This window comes from Vibrio frigidus (assembly GCF_042465995.1).
Lineage (GTDB): Bacteria > Pseudomonadota > Gammaproteobacteria > Enterobacterales > Vibrionaceae > Vibrio.
The window spans coordinates 1-19849 of the sequence record NZ_JBCDMC010000015.1 but is presented as its reverse complement, the minus strand read 5'-3'; the positions used below and the strand labels follow the sequence as shown (position 1 = coordinate 19849).

Sequence of the window (19849 nt, the reverse complement as noted above, 5' to 3'; positions counted from 1 at the left end):
TTGTAAGAAGACCTAGTCATAGCTGGACTCTTCTTCGTTTGGTTTGTATTTCCCACGCACGTGAAAAACGGACTCATAATGGAGAGGGGCGATTCTTTGAAGTTCGGTGACATTGTCGTCTAGCACTATATATTCAAATTTCTTGCCTTCAAACTCATAAATAAGCGTTGAACCATCAAAGGTAAAATGCGTATCCACAATGCGCTCTTCAATATAAATCGCTTCCTCACGAACTTCGAACCTATCTTGAGCAAATGAAGGCACATTCTGTTCTTCCCATACCCCATAAATTAATGTTTTTGAACGCGAATCATCCAGATAACGCGCAACTAAAACACTTGATAACCCAATGATAAAAATCAATAAAAGCGAAACAACGATGATAACGGCTCGTTTCACTCTGATCTGTTTTTTGATCAATTTACTGCTTGCTGAATTTGCCATACTTTTCGTTTCATACTCTTTCCGATACCAAATACTAAACTATAAGAGCGGCTAAAGGGAGAACAGATAAATCCAATTTCACTTTAGTCAGAAAAAACATTTGCTCACACATGAATTTTAATTCATTATAATCATATAATAATTCAACAGTGTCCCACTATGAAGATTCGCAACACCGCGTTAGTTAAAGGATTTAGACAATCAACTCCTTATGTGAATGCCCACAGAGGCAAAACAATGGTCATTATGCTCGGTGGAGAGGCCGTTGACGCACCCAATTTCACTAATATTATCAGCGATATTGCTCTACTTCATAGCCTTGGAGTGAAGATTGTTCTCGTCCATGGAGCAAGGCCTCAAATAAATAGAATACTTGAGTCGCAAAAAGGGATGACGCCTTACCATAAAGGAGTTCGGGTTACTGATTCTTCGACGCTAAATCTTGTTATGCAGGCCTCGGGACAATTACAACTTACGATCACCGCCAGATTATCAATGAGCCTAAATAATACACCAATGGCCGGTACACAACTCAATGTTGTGAGCGGAAATTTCGTCATCGCCCAACCACTCGGTATCGATGACGGGGTTGACTATAGCCATAGTGGTAAGGTACGTCGTGTCGATACTGAAGCGATCAACCAAGTACTAGACCAAGGGTCGATTGTATTAGTTGGTCCCGTCGCGAGTTCCGTCACGGGAGAGTGTTTTAATTTACTTTCCGAAGAGGTCGCAACTCAGGTCGCGATACGACTCAGAGCGGATAAACTTATCGGTTTTTGTTCTGAACAAGGCATTGTCGATAATAATGGCGACGTCATTGCAGAGCTCTTTCCAAACCACGCTGAAAATATTCTGCATACATTAGAATCAGATAGCGATCTTACGATCGATAATAGCTCAGGGACACTTCGTTTTCTTAGGGGCTCAATTTCTGCATGCCGAGCTGGCGTTAGAAGAAGCCACTTAATTAGCTACAACGTAGATGGAGCACTTATTCAGGAACTATTCTCGCTCGATGGTATCGGTACACAGGTTGTTATGGCCAGTGCAGAACAGGTGAGAAGAGCGAATATCGACGATATCGGTGGTATTCTTGGGCTAATCAGACCATTAGAAGAACAAGGTATCCTTGTTCGTCGTTCTAGAGAGCAATTGGAACAGGAGATACATCAATTTACATTGATTGAAAAAGATGGATTGGTCATCGGTTGCGCTGCTCTTTACCCATATATAGAAGAAAAAATGGCCGAAATGGCTTGTGTTGCAATACATCCAGACTATAGAGATGGTAACCGAGGACTTGATCTACTAAACCAGATGAAACAATACTCGCGTAACGTTGGTATAGAAAAAATATTCGTACTCACTACGCACAGCCTTCATTGGTTTAGAGAGCAAGGCTTTCAAGAGGTAGAAGTATCGGAACTTCCAATGGGTAAGCAGAATCTTTATAACTTCCAAAGAAAATCGAAAATATTGATCTTGGACGTTTATTGAATCTATTTACAAATCAATAGTTTATTAATTAGCTCAAATTAGACCATTGATAACCGCTTGCAATTGATTATTTGACTGCTACTATGCGCGGGTCCAGTTGGCTCAAGGATTCAGTTTTCTAGACTAATATAATTAATTGAAAATTGAAGGATCATTCTGATGAGCACTTTTTATGAAAACTATCATTTGTAATTCGGTTCAAAGTTTTTTAGACATGGCCGAAAATAATTTTCTTAACGGATTAAATGTACACTGCGTTTTCCCTGCAAACGATAGTGTTAAGACAATGATTATGCATTGTCAGAGACGACACAGCATACAACATGTCTCCTTTTCGGAAACCGTTTCTGAGAGAATGTAGACAAAAAACATTGAATCTATCTAAAAATAAAGGCTAAGTTGATACTTAGCCTTTATTTTTACTTAACCTCAGATATTTTCAGTCTTTGCTGCAACCCGCTTAACCTCTGTGTTTTTCTCCTTATCCCTTTTAATAACACTGTATTATCCGCCACAATAAATAACTTATTTTTTGCCCGCGTCACACCAGTATAGATAAGCTCTTTCGTTAATATTGGTGAATAAGTTCTGGGTAAGACCATCACGGTCGTAGGGAACTCACTCCCTTGCGATTTATGAATTGTCATTGCATAAGCGGTATCGTGTTCTGGGATCCTGCTCGGTAACACCGCTTTTACGCTCCCATCAGGCAGCTCAAAGTAAACCTTTAAATAGCGGTGCAATTCTCCAGATTCATCTTTTTCAGAAACCAGCATTGTGATACCTATATCACCGTTGAACAATCCCAAGGCATGGTCATTTCGAGTAATCATCACAGGGCGTCCCACATACCAAAGATCATGACGACTTTGAATAATTCGAGCGCTATTCAGCGCTTTCTCTACGTGTTGATTTAATCCTGACAGCCCAAAATCCCCTTCTCGAATAGCGCAGAGCAGTCGACAGTTTGAGAACAGAGAAAGCGCCTCTAGGGCGTGTGATTCTATTAAATCAGACTCAATTCCCGCCGCGTGTTGAACACAATTAAGATAGCCTGAATATTCCGCTACGAGAAAGGCGATCATTTCCTGATAGTTTTCTGTCGTTAACGGGTCATATTTTATATCTTGATATCCGTGCTGTAATGCCGCCTTCACCTTAGGTATATCCGCCGCATTTATCGCTTTGGCCAAAACACCGATACCCGAGCTTTCATCAAACCGATAGCTTTTTCTGAGCATACATAAACTATCTGATAGACGTGTTGATTCTGTTCTTTGTTTATGTGGTGACAGTTCGCTTTTCTCGATGCCAGTTAATCTCGACAGTAACTTAGTTTGCACCTCGCTATAACCATCATCTAAAAATGAGCAGATATCCCCAAGTACCGCACCTGCCTCTACAGAAGCAAGCTGGTCTTTATCACCCAGCAATACGAGCCGTGCATGCTCTGGCAATGCTTCGAGAAGCTTCGCCATCAATGGAAGGTCGACCATCGATGCTTCATCCACAACGAGAAGATCGAGATGCAATGGATTACTCTTATTGTGTCTGAACTCAGCTCGATTCGGTATCGCACCCAATAGTCGATGAATGGTACTCGCGTTGCTCGGTATTAGTAATTTGGTCTCACTATTAATTGCTAACGTTTTAACGGCACCACTTATCGATTCAGTTAAGCGTGCGGCCGCTTTACCCGTCGGAGCCACTAGTTTTATCTTCGGGATATTGTCTTTCTGAATACCGTGTTCAATCAAAGCCGAAAGTAATTTCACTACTGTGGTCGTTTTTCCTGTTCCCGGGCCCCCAGAAATAACGGACAGTCGACGGCTTAAAGCAACCGCAACCGCCACTTTTTGCCAGTTAATTTCATTGGACTGCAATCCCACGTCAGGGAAAAGATCAGTGAGTCTTTTAGATAGGGTATCGCTCTCCTGATCTGAAAATGATATTGGTTCTGCCAACATATTTAGCTTGGTCGCGATAAACTGTTCATAATACCAATATCGCTGTAAGTAAAGTCTCTGCCCATCAAATATAAGAGGTTGATTTTGGTTATCAATATCATCACCGACACAAGACGCCTCGGTTAATACCGCTTGCCAGTCGACCCCGTCGAGATTTGACAAAAGTGACTCAGAAGCGTGACCATAAAGCCCTAACATCTCTATAAAATTGAGTTCACTGATCTTGATACATATATGGCCTTTAGACAGTTCATTGCTAACAATACCGGATATAAAAGCCACTTCATCAGCGTATTGCGTCTCTATAGAATGAATAAACCGTGCAAACTGAACATCCAACTGTCTGATGCTATTTTTTGCGCTTAAGGTTTCCAGATTACTTAGCATTTTCAACCTCTACTCGCTTGCCATCGATCAAGCTATCAAACCGATCTAGAAATTCAGCGTCTGGTTTGCTAAAGAAAATACCATTTCCGCTGTCATCAATGCCTCTCAGAAATAGGTAGTAAACCCCACCAAAATGTTTGTCATACTGGTAGTCGGCAATTCGATTACGCAAAAACCGATGAAGGGCAAGTGCATAGATTTGATATTGGAAATCATATCGATGATCGATCATCGCTTGCTGTAGTGCGCCTTCTTGATAAGCCGCGTTTTCATCCCCAAGATGGTTCGACTTCCAATCTAAAATATAGTATTTCCCTTCGTGAACAAACACGAGATCGATAAATCCTTTCAGCATCCCCTGCACATCACTAAACCCTAATTCGTCCGTTTTCTGGGATAGTTGATCGTATTGTTTACTTAAGTCATTAAATAACACTGACGAGAGGTGTTTAATTGGCAGCAAAAATTCCATTTCAACGAGCTTTCTTGAGCTATCTTTATCGCAAAGTTGTAACGCCATGCCGTCTAACCGGGCCGACAATACCGTATCTATCATGCCTTGTAAGATAGGTAACCATTTCTCTTCATACTGCTCTACTTGCAACAATTCAGATACTATCTTACTGGTTTCATCACTGGTCGCTGGCAGTGTAAAATCAATTTCTTCAAAAATGGTGTGTAAGAATGTCCCAGGTCTAGCACCTCGCGGAAAGTTAAAAATAGTGGCTTCTGGCTCATCTATCGGCAATTCATCTTTATCTTCAGCTGAATCAATATCGAGACCCGTCGATTGAGTCTCTATCTCAAATTGAGCACTGGTATCGATTTTACTGTGCCCTTGTTTAACGAGCCCAGAGTAACTAGTGACTCGCCAACTTTTGTCGATATCTCTATGCATAATACGAGCATTTAGATCACTATGTTCTTTTAGATCACTATGATCAAAAAGCTCTATCTGTTCTACTACGTCGGCCTGTGTTCTATTATCAATCATTTCAGGTATGTGGCTGATAACCATGAGCTCTTGATGCTTTGCTACTTGGCTGTAAGCGGTACTTTCAAACTCAGCAGTGGAACTCTCCTCTCCATTCTGAAGAAGGTAACCAACGGCACTTAAGTGTGCACCGGTTGGATCTTTTCTAGAACGACCTTTCCTCAACGGAGCAATACCAACAAAACAACCATATACTGCGCGAGTAATCGCCACATATAAAAGGCGTAAATCTTCCGCTAAACGTTCTTTATCTGATAAGGCAACTGACGTGGGTTGCAAGGTGATATCTAGAAAAGTGGTTTCAAGCTGTTGATCATAATATTGACCGTTTTTCGATTCTCTATACGCTGAAGCAAACGGCAAAAAGACCAGATCATATTCCAACCCCTTCGATTTATGGATAGTAACAATTTGTACTAGGTTTCTTTCCGACTCTAACCTTTGAATCTGTTCATCACCCGCTGAACCACCCTGCTGAATGTCTTGAATTGACTCAGTAAACCAACGAACCAACGCATGATCACTATCTAACGTTAAACTTGCTTGTTGCAATAATTCCGCTAGATGCAAAAAATCGGTTATTAATCGCTCTCCAAATTCCTGCGCTAATAGATTTTCACCAATCCCTTCTGCCGACATTATCGCTCGAAGCATAGGCATAACACCTCTTTGCTGCCAAACGACTCGAAATGCCTTGAACGCGTTAATCTTCGCTTCTAACTCGATCTCATTTTCATTCAGATTATCAAGCGCTCTGCTACTTTTCATGAGAACATCAGAGGCCAATGCCGCTCGTAAAATCCGCTCATCTTCTGGGTAAAGCACCGCTTGTAGTAAACGCAGTATGGCACTCGCCATCGCACTCTTAAATACGCTATCCCTATTAGAGAGATAGACACTCGCCACCCCTTTTTTCGCTAATTCTTGTCGAACGAGTTGACCTTCACTTCCCGTTCTTACCAAAACTGCAATATTACCGGCTTGTATCGACTTTCTCTGTCCTTTTGAATCCAAAAAATAGGCCTCATCACTGCTTTGCAATATCTGGCTAATTTTTTCTGCGGTCCCCACAGCCATGCTGTTTGTGTAGTCGGTCTTTGCAACTGGTTCGTCTGTTTCTTGTAGCCAGTAGGTCAATGCTTTTTGTTTAACCCCGTCTAACCACCAACTGCGATTTTCTGCATCTGGGCTCGGGTTAACAGGGTAGAAAGGGATGTCGTTATCATACACAAAGGGAGAATTGGCTTGAGTAAAAATACCATTAGTCGCATTAACCATATCTGCACTAGACCGCCAATTGATATCCAACGTGTAGTGATCCGCCACCTCATTCCTTGCTCGAATATAGGTAAAAATATCTGCGCCCCGAAAGCCATAAATCGCTTGTTTGGGGTCCCCTATCATTAATAAGCCAGATTCTGGATTAGAAAGGTAGATACGGCTGAAAATACTGTACTGTAGTGGGTCGGTATCTTGGAACTCATCGATCATCGCGACGGGAAAAAGGTGACGTATCCTTGCGGTAAGATTTCCTTGTTCATCCGTGTCAATGGCAGCAGAAAGGTTGGTTAAGAGGTCATCAAATGAGAGCCAGTGCCTCTCTTGCTTTATCTGTTGCAAGTTATCTCTACACACCTGAATTGCGTGCGCCAAAAGTGGCTCTTTGATACTGGGTTTATTCGCAATAAACCTACTCACATAAGCAAAAAGAGGGTGATCTGGAATGACTTTATTTTCCGGTGTTTTTTCTATCAAAAATTCTTGAGTGAATTTCTCTAGCTTATCTGGGCACTGGTACCCTTCTGTTGGGTTTTCTGCCCATTGAGAAATCTCGTTAATCCAGGCTGGTAAATTCTTTTTTGTAAATGAGCGCTTACTTACATCGGAGTCGTTTATTATTTGAGGAATATCTTCAACACTTTCTTTCCAGAACGCTTTGAGCGACTCTATCAGAGCAAGATTTTTAAGGTGAAGCGCTTCCAACGTATCTTCCATCGCTTCCACAGTAAGAGTAACCGGAACGCCGGTTAATTGGGTAGAAATATCCTTAAGAAGTAACTCCGGTTCGCGCCAAATGGTGCGCACTTCATTAGCGAGATTAAGCGAAAGAGAATAAAAATTTCGGCGCCAATAATCGGCGACCACTTGGGCTTTTAGTTTACTTTCATCCGTGATGAATTCATTGTTGAAACGACTACCAGATTCAAATGCATTTTGCGTTAACATTCGTTGACAAAATCCATGAATAGTGAAGATTGCCGCTTCGTCCATTTGACGTTCGGCATTTAGTAATACCGATATCACCTGTTTAGTATCAGGGAGTTGCTCGAGCAATAACTTTATAACCGGATCGTTGCTCTCGCCTCTTAGAAATGCAATTCTTGCGTCATGAATCTTACTTCGAATGCGTTCTCTCAACTCTGCCGTCGCCGCTTCCGTAAAAGTAACCACTAATATTTGGTCCACGGTTAATGGCGAAGTATGACGGCTCTCCTGATCACCATGCCCTAAAAGCAATCGCAGGTACAAACCAGAGATGGTAAAGGTTTTCCCTGTACCTGCAGAGGCTTCAATTAACCTTGCTCCATGTAGTGGAAAGCTCATCGTGTTTAAGGTTTGCGGCATAGTTCAATTTCTCGGTTATCAGTTACAATTAGCGCGATCACAATCACGGTTAAGCGTATGGTTTACGGTTAATATCTGTTCAAAGAATTTATGGTCCCTCTGGCCATTGTGGCCGTACTGTAAACGCCCTACAAATAATAATGATTTGCGGACGGCCACCCTACATTCTTTTCCCTTTCATTGACTTTTATACCTCTACATTTTCACTATCTTGTGTCTGATTCAGTACACTTAATAACACATCACTGGCAAGTACAGAAACCTGTTGGTACAGTGATTCATTCCATTCTGGCCATACTCGATGAATATATCGGTTACTCCCTTCACCACTAAACTGATAACCATCGTTAAACGTGTTCGCCATTTTGACATCACCGTCTTCTTTCCCTAAAACCAGCCTCTCCATACCGATTAACGCTGTTTTAGGAAAATACGCTAACGGTTGATTTAGGCCATTAAAATAATACTGCACCAATTCAACTAGCCATAATTTAGCTTGCGGTTTGTCGACAGGAAGAATGACTTTATGTTCTAGCCCAGATTTGTCATTAAAACCGATTAGGTGTGTTTTTTTATGCTCTCCTACTACTGCCAAACAGAGGTGATCTATCCAAGCTAGAAGTAGATCCTGACTACGAATTCTACCGCTGCGATAACGAACTAACCCGGATTGATAGTGACCCGATATCCAACCATTAAGGTTGATAGCTTCCTTCCAGTCATCCAGCTCTATCCGCAGGTCGACTTCTATATCGCCTAGTGGTGTTTGGCAAAGAAACAATAATTCATCCACCAATTTATCTGTTTTTTCTCGATTAACACTCAGTTCCAATTCGCCAAATGCACCAACTGGCAAGCCACCTTTCGCCCGTTGCTGTTGAACAAAGTTTTGGTAAACCGTATTTTCATCTTGATTGTCTAGTTTGGCTTTAAGCAATGAATGTAAGAGTTCATCTCTCAGGTTGTAGCTCTGCAAATTATTAAGCAGAAAAGGTTCGTCATCCTCTGTCGCTCGACCAAACTCTTCAAAGAACACCTTGAGTCGACGATTAAAAAAGTACTGAACAGGTAGTCGCCAAAAACGTTGCAACTCAGCTAATGGAAGGTGCTCTGGTTGCTCGGCAATATCACGATAATCGGGTAAAGGTTGTATAAATTGTTCTGCCTTATGCCCGTCTCTTTTGGCCGAAGGAAGCCATTCGCTAACATAGCTTTGATATTCAATACCAAATGCTTTCTCACTAAACGGAACCATAGGGTAATGTGTCGTTAAGTTACTTATTAACGAGCAGGCAGAGTCATCGTTGTTTGTATTTTCTTCTCCGACTAAACAGAAGTTTTGTCCGCAATAATCTAGAAGTTCAGAAACAAGGATTGAAGGAGAACGCTCACTATTATCTTGAATTGAACGTCCAACATAGCTTATATAGAGCTTACTTTGAGCCGACAGCAATGCTTCCAAAAACAGATACCTATCATCATCACGTCGAGAGCGGTCACCCACCTTCGCCCGTTTATTCATCAAATCTAACCCGTCTTGTGGCATCGCACGAGGATAAACACCATCATTCATACCTAGAAGGCAAACGACTTCAAATGGAATGGAGCGCATAGGCATCAATGTGCAAAAATTGACTTGGCCAGCAAGAAAACGCTGGCTAACACGTGAAGCCGAGAGTTTGGATTGTAAATAATCCACCAATATAGTGGGTGAAAGGGGTTGCAAATAGTTGGCGTCGGAGAGTTGCGTCGCCAATTGTTGCAACGCATCACGAATAGATTTTAGTGCCACCTCACCTTCTAATTCTACTAGAAAAAAATCATCGATTAGACGGTAGAGCAGTGCTTGCCAATCCCCTATTGATCGAGTCTGAGCAAGTTCACGGCGGTAGGAGGTAATACGATCAATAAAATGGGCGAATTTTCCGGCTATTTCCGCGTCCATTCCTTGTACTTCATTATATGGCGCAATAGATTGATTAGAGGTTTCATAAACACTGATGCTTTGATGCATCGCATACCCCAGTAGCATGCGTTGAATACCAAACAACCAGGTGTTTTGCTTGGTCTCTGGAAGATCAAACTCGGCTCCAGTCGTACTATCAAGCCCCCAACGAATACCCGTTTCCTCTACCCAACGTTTGCCCTTCTCAAATTCATTATCACTTAAAGAGAATCGGCAAAGAATTTCTGGTGTCTCAAGTAATTCAAGAACCTCAGACGCACTACAGCGGCTATCTGGTAGTGTAAGCAAACGGATAAAAGCATTCAGGATTGGGCTCTCTTGAGAGGCACTCCTATCAGAAATTGAAAATGGGATATAGCGTTTGCCCGGTGCATTACCAAAAACAGCCTGAATTGCCGCGCTATAAGTATTAATATCCGCCACCATCACGATAATATCACGTGGCTTGAGTTCCGGATTATCTTCAAACATCTTGAGCAATCGGTCGTGCAGTACTTCCACTTCTCGCATTGGGCTATGACAAGCATGCAGTGTTACAGAGCTATCCGTGTTGTTTATCTGATTTTTATGGTGACTAGAGTGGAGCTTTTGATCATCTTGTCTCTCTTCAAGGTTTAGAATATCCGCCTGAATTTGATGCAGTAGATTATCTCGATTCACCTCAACAAAGGCTTCTATTTCATTGGACGAAAGTTGGGACAGCAGAAACATATTGTCTCGGCCCAGTTTACCCAATGATGCCAGTAAACCGTTTCCGATAACCTCGGTGTGAAGAGTATTGAGTTCATCGTCATCAATCGGTTGCTTGAGCTGTTCTGATTCCCCTAAAAGCTCATAAGAATTTGGCGATTCGGGACTTTCTTTCCACTCGATATGCTGGCGATTTTTCATCGCTAACCTTGTTAGATATTTACGGTCCCTTACCTCTCCCCAATAATAACGACTCGGGTTAGTAAACATCAGGTGTACATCCATATGTTGACCCAATGCGGCCAATGCATCCATATAACGCGGTGGAATAGAAGAGATACCAAAGACAAATAAACGCTTGGGCATAGATTTCAAGCGACCCGTATACTGCTCTAATGTCTCTATAAAATGCTCATAAAGGTTGGCTCTGTGGTAGGGAGATTGATCCAAATCGACGGTATGATCATACAGCGCTTGCCACAAAACTTTCTGCCATGGCTGTTCGTCATTCAGTTCCAACACCTCTTTATCTTGTTCCCACATCGCTATCCATTCGGGCCGATAAACTAAATAACCGTCAAAGATATCGGCGATTTTTTCCGATAACTGGTAGAGTTTGGACTGATCATCATCGTTAACCAAATAACTTCTCAATTGAATGAAGTCAGGGCTGTCCAATAACTTGGGTAATATATGCATCAACTTCCAAGTCATCGACTCTTTATTAAACGCACTCTTGACCGGGACCTCATCTAACACCTGAACAAACATATTCCAGATAAATGTTGCAGGCAATGGGAACTCAATATTTGCTGCGACTCCGAGCTCTTTTGCTAATTCGATCTTGAGCCACTGAGACATCCCCGGGCTCTGCACCAAGATCTGCTCCGTATCGAACGGATTGTCCAACGGGTTCGCTCGTATTAACTCCGCAAGGAGAGACTTAAGCACATCGATTTGATTAGAGTGATAAACGGTAAACAAGGAAGGTCCTCTATCCATTAGGGCAGTTAGATAACGCTTGAATCAGATTAGCATAACTACCATTACCAAGTAAGCTCAAGATAACACTTCAAGTCAAAGCCTTGTCATTGGCAATCAATAAGATAGATTAATAGATAGCGAATTATCCACTCGCATATTATAGTTTAAAAATTCTTAACCTTTTATCCTTTCTATTTAAAAAATTATGAACATATCTCTAAAGCAACTCAATGTGTTTATTGCCATAACCCAGCATAGGACCCTCTCTGCTGCCTCGGGATCGCTTTGTTTATCGAAAGCGGCCGTAAGTCTCTCTTTAGGCGAATTAGAAAAACAACTAGGCCATACTCTGTTTGATAGAGTTAATAACCGTTTGGTCCTCAACCAACAAGGCCAGTTGTTGCTACCATTAGCTGACGAGCTTATCAGTCGTGCCAACAATATAGAGCAACTTTTTGTCTCGGGTAATACGTTAATCGGTCACTTACACATTGGCGCAAGTAACACCGTCGGGAACCAAGTGGTTCCTTTGTTGCTCAGTCGTTTTAGAGAAAAGTACAATCACTTTAATCAGACACTCGTCATTGCCAATACGGAACAGGTCGGTCAGAAACTTATCGATTTCGAATTGGACGTCGGATTAATTGAAGGCGAGTTGAAGCAGAGTAATATTAAGGCTACCCCGTGGTTTTTTGACAATATGGTGATTGTTGCGTCCCCCACACACCCTTTGGCAAGACATCGAGGCATTACACTGCAAGAACTGGAGAAACAGGCGTGGTTACTTCGCGAACCGGGGTCTGGCACCAGAGAGTATTTCATCAAACATTTAGCCGCTAATTTAACACATTGGAAGGAATCTTTTGAACTCAACACTACCGAAGCGATAATCAATGCCGCATCTGCCAATCTAGGTTTAGCATGTCTTTCTCAGCTTTCCATTCAGTCCGCTATTAAAGATGGTCGAGTCGTCTGTTTAGACTTTCCTTTAACCACGAAGCGAGACTATTGGCTAATCGTTCACAACGATAAATACCAAAGCCCTTTGGTTCAGAAGTTTATAGAGTTTTGCCTACACTATCAGGGAATAAAAATAGACTAATTAGACCCATCCTTCGTTGATATTTCTATTCGATTCCGTCCTTTTGCCTTTGCCGTATACATTGCAATGTCGGCACTTTGTATTAATTTCCCTAGCGTAGTCCCATGATGGGGATAGCTTGCGATACCGACACTGACCGTCAACTCATTGTCTACGCTAAGTGGTAGAACACCGGTAGATTTCGCAATTTCTTCTCGCAAGAGTTCAAGATTTTTTAGTGCTTCATGGCTATCGAGCGATGGGAAAAACAATACAAACTCCTCCCCTCCCCAACGGTATAGAATACCTTTTTTACCTAAAAATCGATCTATTCGCTCCACCAATGCTTTCAGCACCATATCGCCCGCTGAGTGGCCAAATTCATCATTAATCAATTTAAAGTGATCTATATCTACTAAAGCTATAGAGAATTCGCTGTTCTCTTTTTTTGATTCAATAATTCTATTTTCAATATTTTCTTTGCAGACTCGGCGATTAAAAGCGCCGGTTAATTCATCTGTAGAGGCTTGATTTTCCAAACGTTGTTGCAGTTTAACTTGTTCTGTTATGTTCTGAACCATACCAACAGCAACCAAGGGGGCACCGTTCTGTCCATACTCACTCACTTTCCCTTTATCCTGCACCCAAATATAGTGTCCAGCTCGGGTTTTCAGACGATACCTAGCCTCAAACTTATCCAAGTTTCCTTTAAGGTGCTCATTCAATAAAGCAAATACCTGTTCAAGATCGTCGGGGTGTATCCCCTCTTTCCAGAAATTTACATCGGAAATAGGTTCTTGAGGGCCATACCCTCTCATCTGTTTTAGCTTAGGACTGACATATATCTCATCGGTTTGTATATTCCATTCCCATATCCCATCAGTCGCGTCATTCAATGCGTACCATAAACTGTGTTGATGACCTTTAAGCTCTTCATCTATCATTGCTCGAGTCGTGATATCACGCGCGATAGAAAGAAAAAGATGTTTACCATCACGGTGAATATTGCTCGTTCTTACTTCGACAGGAAAGACACTACCATCTTTGCGTTTATGACGACCAAGAAACAAATAGGGTTCTTCAGACTGAGAAATGGTCTCCGCGATTTCTGTCCATTGTGGTTGACTAATGACATCTTCTTGCAAGCTCATTACGGATTGATAAAGCACTTCGTCACGAGTCATGCCATGTGAATCACAGCCCGTTTGATTCACATACAATACATTGGAGGTTTCAGGTTCGATAAGGTAGATAGCATCCGCCAGGTCGTCAAGTAGACAATGACTTACAACGTTTTGATTTTTGTTCCCATGGCACTTTTTTAGCTTCATGTATTCTCCCTCCATCGACCTCTTATCAAAGGTTATATGCTTACCCCTGTTTTAATCAAGATTCGTCGCCATTTTTAAGCCTAAAAGCGTGGTAAGGTCTAACTAATGCTGCCTATCCAAAAACTGAATGGGGGTAAGGCCTCTGTTGTTTTTAAACATACGGCTAAAACTCGCGACATGGGTATAGCCGAGGCTCGCCGAGACCTGCTCGATCGAATACCCTCGAATAAATAAGTTAACCGCTAAATTACTCAGCACATAACTGGATATTGTGGTGAAATTAATACCTAAAGAATGCAGGCGCCGACTGAACTGCTGATTTGACAAGCCCAATAATCTAGACACATTATCGACACTAGGTACTCCTAAATGACGAGAATAATTAATCGTCTCGTAGATAACCTTTATTTCATCGGCTGGGTCAGGCATGTTCAGAAGGTCGTCCAAATCTGTAAAGCTCATAGCTAACGGCCCCTTAGTCGATACATTAACGTGAGAAAGCGTAAACCTTTCATGAGCATTAAACCAAACTTCCGCCTTGTTATGATTCCAACCAATATCGCATTGAAAGTAATCTTGATATATACCAAGGTTTCGACCGGATCCCGGAAGCATAACTCGTATAGGGTTAAAACCTGTCCCCAAATAACGGCGCAGAACCTTTGTCATAAAAACGGCAATCCGCACACTATCATGGGTTTTTGCCTTCGCGTCTACCGAGGGATTTTCATAAACCCACTTTAGCAACGGGCCAACCTTTTCTCCTGCCAAAAAGGCACCAGATTGCAAACAGCTTATGCCTGTATTTATTCTACGAATGGTTGTAGCCAAATCGCTGCCAGAAAAGATCCAATGGCTGATCGCCCCCATTCTGTCGAGCGTCTCATCCTTAATCATTTTAATAACGAAATCAGGATCACTGGTTAGTTTTTCTAACTCTAAATACCATGTACTCACCTCTGCCACTGGAATCAAATTCATTGGTTCAGCAAATACTTTTTTTGGTAAATTCAGTTCATTGACAGCCTGCCCATAGGTCTCTATTGCTTTACGGTACAAACCTGATTGCATCATAGCCCGCGAAAAATATCGATTTTGCATTTATATCACCCTAAAACAATAAACAGATCTAATCAATAATAGCTCAATATTGAACAAATCTGTTATTTTCCAAACTAATAACTCTAACGTCATTCATTATGGAACCATCAGTTTTTAATGAGGAATCGAGATGAGTTTATTGAGTGTCCCCTTTGTGGGTACAGGAGCCGATACTGCACTACATGTTGTTGCGGGGGTAGTACTAATCGCTAGCGTAGCTGCAGCTATATATGGTTTTTGGCGCTTTCACGAGATGCCTATAAATAAAGCTCATAGTCGAAACCACCAACAAATTGGATTGATTACCGCACTCACCTGGATTGGATTTATTTGGCATTGGGTATGGGTAATTGCCGTAATCATCGCCTTCGTTGATATCGAAAAAGCGGTCATAAATTTAAGGGATACATGGAAACACTCTCCCGCCCCCGCAAATAAAGAGGAAATTGAATCATGATTGAAGGTTTAGCCATTTGGGCACTCTTTATTTACCTACTCAGATTGGTAGGTATGCCGTGGAATAGTTATTCAAAAGTATTCTCCTACCTTGGTGGTGTGATGTGGCTAATGTTTGTTTGGGTTGGGCTTATTAATTATGCCCCGATGGACCTATCCGGTGGCTCTGTGGTGCAGGCACCCCATATTCAACTACGCCCTGATTCGCTTAATGTGAAGGGCAAGACCACCAAGATTCACATTAGTCCTAATCAGAAGATTGAAAAAGATCAGCTGATTTATGAGATCGACAATACGTCTTTTATCATTGCGCTGAACCAAGCGAAGGTTCAACAGATCACGACAGAGTCAGCATTGAATACCGCGCTACAAGAGGTCGTCATTGCCGAAGCAAATCACACCGCGAGCCTACAAGAAATTGAAACGGCGCAGTCTCAGATTGCAGCGGCACAGGCCGACCAGAAACTTCAAGAGAAAACGCTTAAGCGGTATGTAGAACAAAACAAAGCGGTGAATCACACCATTACAGAAAGTGACATTGATAAACAGGCAACAGCTTTAGAGCTATCAAAACAGAAGGTTTCAACTCAGAAGTCACAACTCGTTTCTATAAGACTTGATGTCGAGAAAGCAAAACTCAACATTGACAAAGCCGAGCTCAACGTGACAAGTCGTCAAAATGATATCTCTTCAGCAAAACAAGCAGTGGCTAAGGCTCAATGGGATCTAGATAGTACGATTGTAAAGGCACCAACAGACGGCTTTGTAACAAACTTTATTCTACGTGAAGGGCAACGCGTCTCAACCATGCCTCGCTTGCAAATGTATACCGATGAAAAATATGTACTTATGCGAGTTAACCACCAAGCTATTCGCAATGTAAAAGCAGGGCAAACTGCAGAGTTCGCGTCTGCCGTCTATCCGGGTAAAGTATTTTCAGCTGAGGTAGAAGGCATAGTAGAAGCGACCGGAGAATCGCAGGGTTCACTGACCGGTTTTGACGACTCAGTTCGCGCAACAACGGGTAAAAACCTACAAAATAAGCATCACTTTGTAAGGCTAAAGATTGAAGAACCAGAAGGCTACGATATTCCCGTTGGTTCGGTAGGATTGGCATGGGTAAGTGCTGAAAAGCCAATTACATTCCTCTCTTTCCTCGATATTATTCGTGGAATAATCATTAGAATGAAATCACAGGTTTATTACTTCTACTCTATCTAGAAAAGAGACTCGTTTAAAATTATAATGCCAGCCAGTTTAATCAACTGGCTGGCATTATAATTATTGAGTATTTCATTGATGGTTTTAAACGCCATTCGTTGGCTTAGGTCGTTAAGCAGTTGCAGAGTATTAACACCAGTAAATTGTATTAGCTCATGTTGCACCAAGCCTGTGCTGTATTCAGTAAACTTACCTGTATAGCGATACGGCATTAGCTGCGCAAATCCCCCTCACAGTTTTTACCTATAACTCTTCAAGACTTTTTATCGCAAGGTCACCAATGTAGATATATAACGGAACCACCAAAATAAAAGCGTAAGGTGCAGGTACTAACAAAGATGGCATCGTCACCACTAAATGAGATATAAGAAAATGCTTTTTAAATTTCTTATGTCTCTTCCATAAAATAACCAGAAAATCATTGGAGAGATTTATTGCTAGAAGAATAAAAATCACTAGCAACACCACAAATATGCCTTCATTACTTACAGGCGCATTATTCTGCACCAAAGCACCAATAAAAGGTCCAACTAATAGGCTCATCCCAGCAATTCCAAATTTCAGGTCTTTCCCACGTACTTCCATTATTTTGGACAACTTGAATTCATAGATGCTTCTTTAAACATAAACCCTGTCACTACTCCATATCCGGTTATCACTGATCTCACTGGCACCTCATATTTATTTGGTAATGCATCTACCATCCTATCTTGTAATTCTTTGACAACTACTGCATTTGTTAAACTTACTGACTTAATTTCATCGACCTTTCCACCTTCAAAATATTCATTTGTTACACTCAACGCTCCCGCTACCACAGAAACACCACCAGCCACTCCTCCAAAACCCAATAATCCAGCACCAACAGGGTTCGTTGGACCACCTGCTGCCAAGCCACCTGTTACGGCTAAATTGGAGATGGTACTTAGATCATTTGAGATGCTCGATAACGTCATATCTGGTGTTGTATCTCTATTAAATGGATTGAGGTACAACCCATACGGATCCACATACTTCAACGGATTCCCGCGTACATAACCATAGGCCATCTGTTGGCTTGGGTCGTTGAGCAGTTGCTGTGTATTCACTCCCGTAAATTGCATTAACTCATGTTGTACCGCTTTCGGTAGATGCGTGTTACGCAGGTTCCAGTTGTCTGGTTGGATAAACCGCCCGTTGTGGCCGTTGTACCAACGACTGTCCAATTGCACCAAGCCTGTATTGTAGTCGGTGAACTTGCCGGTGTAACGATACGGCATCAGCTGCGCAAACTCCCCTCACAGTTTTTTACCTATAATTCTTCAAGGCTTTTTATCGCAAGGTTCCCAATATACAAATACAATGGAATCACAATTATAAATATATATGATGTTGGAGCAACAAATGATAAGAAACAAACAATCAAGTGCGACCGAATATAATTTTTTTAAAAATATCATGTCTTTTCCATAAAATATGTAAAAAATTATTAGAAATATTTATCAGTAATATAATTGTTGACACTAAAATTGTGGTGATTATTGTACTTATAGATAAATCCATAAATTTCTGAAATATCCCTCCAATCACAGGAGCATAGAGCAACGAGAGCCCAGCGAGTTGAAATGTAATATCTTTCCCTTTAATCTCCATTATTCTTTAGTACACCCTCTATTCGATTCAAGCTCGACTTGATGTTGCTCTTTGGGCCACCCTGAATTGCGGTTGGCCTCATTAAACATCATACCTGTCACCGAGCTATATACAGTGGTTACAGCTCTTACTGGTACCTCATATTTGCTTGGTAGAGCTTCTAATAATTGTTTCTCCCCTTCCTTAATTAACACAGAATTTAAAGTACCAGCAGTAGATGTCTCATTAATATTACCCCTATCAAGAACATCACCAATAGTATTTGCTATCCCAGTCCCTATACTTACACCACCAGCCACCCCCCAAAACCCAGTAATCCAGCACCAACAGGGTTCGTTGGACCACCTGCTGCCAAGCCACTTGTTACGGCTAAATTGGAAATAGTACTTAGATCATTTGAGATGCTCGATAACGTAATATCTGGTGTCGTATCTCTGTTAAATGGATTGAGATACAACCCATACGGATCCACATACTTCAACGGATTGCCACGCACATAACCATAAGCCATCTGTTGGCTTGGGTCGTTGAGCAGTTGCTGAGTATTCACTCCCGTAAATTGCATTAGCTCATGTTGCACCGCTTTCGGTAGATGCGTGTTGCGCAGGTTCCAGTTGTCTGGTTGGATAAACCGACCGTTGTGGCCGTTGTACCAACGACTGTCCATTTGCACCAAGCCTGTGCTGTAATCGGTAAACTTACCTGTATAGCGATACGGCATCAGCTGCGCAAATAGCCCACACAGTTTTTTATCTATAACTCTTCAAGGCTTTTGATAAAAAGGTCTCCAATATAAAAAATCAAAGGTCCAGCAATAATGTATGCGTAAGGTGGCGGTAAAATAAAAGAAGACACCAATACAACCGCATGTGATATGAAAAAATGTTTTTTAAATTTTTTGTGTTTCTTCCACAGAAGAATTAAAAAACTATTAGACAAATTTATAACAAGCAGAATACAAGTGACAATTACTCCTACCACAATCCCCTCGCTGGTTAAATTTTCATGTTTTTGCGCCATCCCACCAATAAAGGGACTCGCTAGCAAGCTCATTCCGGCAATTCTAAATTTCAGGTCTTTCCCACGTACTTCCATTATTTTGCACTACAGCTAGAATTCATAGACGCTTCTTTAAACATAAATCCTGTCACTACTCCATATCCGGTTATCACTGTTCTTACTGGTACCTCATACTTATCTGGCAACGCATCTACGATTTTATCTTGTGCTTCATTAATAAGCCCTGTGTTTAATGCAGCAGCAGCCTCAGTTTCATTAATATCTCCGCTTTCTAAATACGCTTTAGTGACACTTAATGTTCCAGTTAGTACGCTTCCTATGCTAGCCACTCCTCCAAAACCCAGTAATCCAGCACCAACAGGGTTCGTTGGACCACCTGCTGCCAAGCCACCTGTTACGGCTAAATTGGAAATAGTACTTAGATCATTTGAGATACTCGATAACGTAATA

18 protein-coding genes are annotated in these 19849 nt (G+C 41.6%); 5 read left to right on the top strand and 13 right to left on the bottom strand.

Features of this window, described 5'->3' with window-relative positions:
• Positions 1–12 precede the first annotated feature (12 nt).
• The gene (locus AACW90_RS20260) at positions 13–444 is read right to left on the bottom strand and encodes a DUF2850 domain-containing protein (protein ID WP_275134623.1); all 432 of its coding nucleotides are present in this window, start codon (positions 442–444) and stop codon (positions 13–15) included.
• Between the two features lie 159 nt (positions 445–603).
• Here AACW90_RS20260 and argA point away from each other — a divergent pair, with 159 nt between their 5' ends.
• Together argA and AACW90_RS20250 are read left to right on the top strand one after the other, a co-directional pair.
• A complete protein-coding gene (gene argA, locus AACW90_RS20255; protein ID WP_390238201.1) occupies positions 604–1944 on the top strand; it encodes an amino-acid N-acetyltransferase in 1341 nt (446 codons plus the stop codon).
• Positions 1945–2116: 172 nt separating this feature from the next.
• Positions 2117–2305, top strand: a complete 189-nt coding sequence (locus AACW90_RS20250) for a hypothetical protein (RefSeq protein ID WP_275134625.1) — start codon at positions 2117–2119, stop codon at positions 2303–2305.
• A 58-nt stretch (positions 2306–2363) separates the two neighbouring features.
• Here AACW90_RS20250 and recD read toward each other — a convergent pair whose 3' ends face one another.
• The 3 genes from recD to recC form a co-directional block, all read right to left on the bottom strand.
• A complete protein-coding gene (recD, locus tag AACW90_RS20245; protein WP_390238198.1) occupies positions 2364–4298 on the bottom strand; it encodes an exodeoxyribonuclease V subunit alpha in 1935 nt (644 codons plus the stop codon).
• Positions 4288–7917 carry an exodeoxyribonuclease V subunit beta gene (gene recB, locus AACW90_RS20240; protein WP_390238196.1) on the bottom strand — a complete coding sequence of 1210 codons (3630 nt, stop codon included), beginning with the start codon at positions 7915–7917 and terminating at the stop codon, positions 4288–4290. Before recB ends, recD begins: the two co-directional genes overlap by 11 nt.
• A 187-nt stretch (positions 7918–8104) precedes the next feature.
• Positions 8105–11557, bottom strand: a complete 3453-nt coding sequence (recC, locus tag AACW90_RS20235) for an exodeoxyribonuclease V subunit gamma (RefSeq protein WP_390238194.1) — start codon at positions 11555–11557, stop codon at positions 8105–8107.
• A 205-nt stretch (positions 11558–11762) separates the two neighbouring features.
• On the opposite strand from recC, the gene AACW90_RS20230 reads away from it, so the two are divergent.
• A complete protein-coding gene (locus tag AACW90_RS20230; protein WP_390238191.1) occupies positions 11763–12659 on the top strand; it encodes a LysR substrate-binding domain-containing protein in 897 nt (298 codons plus the stop codon).
• Here AACW90_RS20230 and AACW90_RS20225 read toward each other — a convergent pair.
• Positions 12656–13969, bottom strand: coding sequence for a sensor domain-containing diguanylate cyclase (locus AACW90_RS20225; RefSeq protein ID WP_390238188.1), 1314 nt, complete (start codon positions 13967–13969; stop codon positions 12656–12658). The two genes, AACW90_RS20230 and AACW90_RS20225, sit on opposite strands and share 4 nt — an antisense overlap.
• A 102-nt stretch (positions 13970–14071) precedes the next feature.
• Positions 14072–15070, bottom strand: a complete 999-nt coding sequence (locus AACW90_RS20220; protein WP_390238186.1) for a helix-turn-helix domain-containing protein — start codon at positions 15068–15070, stop codon at positions 14072–14074.
• A gap of 130 nt (positions 15071–15200) precedes the next feature.
• Here AACW90_RS20220 and AACW90_RS20215 point away from each other — a divergent pair, with 130 nt between their 5' ends.
• Both AACW90_RS20215 and AACW90_RS20210 read left to right on the top strand, forming a co-directional pair.
• A complete protein-coding gene (locus AACW90_RS20215; RefSeq protein ID WP_390238183.1) occupies positions 15201–15527 on the top strand; it encodes a DUF3302 domain-containing protein in 327 nt (108 codons plus the stop codon).
• A complete protein-coding gene (locus tag AACW90_RS20210) occupies positions 15524–16747 on the top strand; it encodes an HlyD family secretion protein (RefSeq protein ID WP_390238181.1) in 1224 nt (407 codons plus the stop codon). Before AACW90_RS20215 ends, AACW90_RS20210 begins: the two co-directional genes overlap by 4 nt.
• On the opposite strand, the gene AACW90_RS20205 is transcribed toward AACW90_RS20210, so the two are convergent.
• The 7 genes from AACW90_RS20205 to AACW90_RS20175 all read right to left on the bottom strand — a co-directional run.
• Entirely contained in the window at positions 16744–16959 is a 216-nt protein-coding gene (locus tag AACW90_RS20205) for a hypothetical protein (protein WP_390238178.1), read from the bottom strand. The genes AACW90_RS20210 and AACW90_RS20205 overlap by 4 nt on opposite strands.
• A 31-nt stretch (positions 16960–16990) precedes the next feature.
• Positions 16991–17332, bottom strand: coding sequence for a hypothetical protein (locus AACW90_RS20200; RefSeq protein WP_390238175.1), 342 nt, complete (start codon positions 17330–17332; stop codon positions 16991–16993).
• Positions 17332–18006, bottom strand: coding sequence for an RHS repeat-associated core domain-containing protein (locus AACW90_RS20195; protein ID WP_390238172.1), 675 nt, complete (start codon positions 18004–18006; stop codon positions 17332–17334). The genes AACW90_RS20200 and AACW90_RS20195 overlap by 1 nt, the downstream gene beginning before the upstream one ends.
• A 372-nt stretch (positions 18007–18378) precedes the next feature.
• Entirely contained in the window at positions 18379–18678 is a 300-nt protein-coding gene (locus tag AACW90_RS20190) for a hypothetical protein (protein WP_390238170.1), read from the bottom strand.
• Positions 18663–19100 carry an RHS repeat-associated core domain-containing protein gene (locus tag AACW90_RS20185; protein ID WP_390238167.1) on the bottom strand — a complete coding sequence of 146 codons (438 nt, stop codon included), beginning with the start codon at positions 19098–19100 and terminating at the stop codon, positions 18663–18665. The genes AACW90_RS20190 and AACW90_RS20185 overlap by 16 nt, the downstream gene beginning before the upstream one ends.
• 32 nt (positions 19101–19132) lie before the next feature.
• Positions 19133–19474, bottom strand: coding sequence for a hypothetical protein (locus tag AACW90_RS20180; RefSeq protein ID WP_390238165.1), 342 nt, complete (start codon positions 19472–19474; stop codon positions 19133–19135).
• Positions 19474–19849 (bottom strand): hypothetical protein (locus tag AACW90_RS20175; protein ID WP_390238162.1); only part of this gene is annotated, 376 nt, incomplete at its 5' end. The genes AACW90_RS20175 and AACW90_RS20180, both read right to left, overlap by 1 nt.

Excerpts from the sequence above, each read along its gene's own strand:
- AACW90_RS20195 (WP_390238172.1), bottom strand. The coding sequence starts at position 18,006 with ATGCCGTATCGTTACACCGGCAAGTTCACCGACTACAATACAGGCTTG.
- recD (WP_390238198.1), bottom strand. The coding sequence starts at position 4,298 with ATGCTAAGTAATCTGGAAACCTTAAGCGCAAAAAATAGCATCAGACAG.
- AACW90_RS20180 (WP_390238165.1), bottom strand. The coding sequence starts at position 19,474 with ATGGAAGTACGTGGGAAAGACCTGAAATTTAGAATTGCCGGAATGAGC.
- AACW90_RS20260 (WP_275134623.1), bottom strand. The coding sequence starts at position 444 with ATGGCAAATTCAGCAAGCAGTAAATTGATCAAAAAACAGATCAGAGTG.
- AACW90_RS20250 (WP_275134625.1), top strand. The coding sequence starts at position 2,117 with ATGAAAACTATCATTTGTAATTCGGTTCAAAGTTTTTTAGACATGGCC.
- AACW90_RS20210 (WP_390238181.1), top strand. The coding sequence starts at position 15,524 with ATGATTGAAGGTTTAGCCATTTGGGCACTCTTTATTTACCTACTCAGA.
- AACW90_RS20185 (WP_390238167.1), bottom strand. The coding sequence starts at position 19,100 with ATGCCGTATCGCTATACAGGTAAGTTTACCGATTACAGCACAGGCTTG.
- argA (WP_390238201.1), top strand. The coding sequence starts at position 604 with ATGAAGATTCGCAACACCGCGTTAGTTAAAGGATTTAGACAATCAACT.
- AACW90_RS20225 (WP_390238188.1), bottom strand. The coding sequence starts at position 13,969 with ATGAAGCTAAAAAAGTGCCATGGGAACAAAAATCAAAACGTTGTAAGT.
- AACW90_RS20215 (WP_390238183.1), top strand. The coding sequence starts at position 15,201 with ATGAGTTTATTGAGTGTCCCCTTTGTGGGTACAGGAGCCGATACTGCA.
- recB (WP_390238196.1), bottom strand. The coding sequence starts at position 7,917 with ATGCCGCAAACCTTAAACACGATGAGCTTTCCACTACATGGAGCAAGG.
- AACW90_RS20230 (WP_390238191.1), top strand. The coding sequence starts at position 11,763 with ATGAACATATCTCTAAAGCAACTCAATGTGTTTATTGCCATAACCCAG.
- AACW90_RS20220 (WP_390238186.1), bottom strand. The coding sequence starts at position 15,070 with ATGCAAAATCGATATTTTTCGCGGGCTATGATGCAATCAGGTTTGTAC.
- AACW90_RS20200 (WP_390238175.1), bottom strand. The coding sequence starts at position 17,332 with ATGGAAGTACGTGGGAAAGACCTGAAATTTGGAATTGCTGGGATGAGC.
- AACW90_RS20205 (WP_390238178.1), bottom strand. The coding sequence starts at position 16,959 with ATGCCGTATCGCTATACAGGTAAGTTTACTGAATACAGCACAGGCTTG.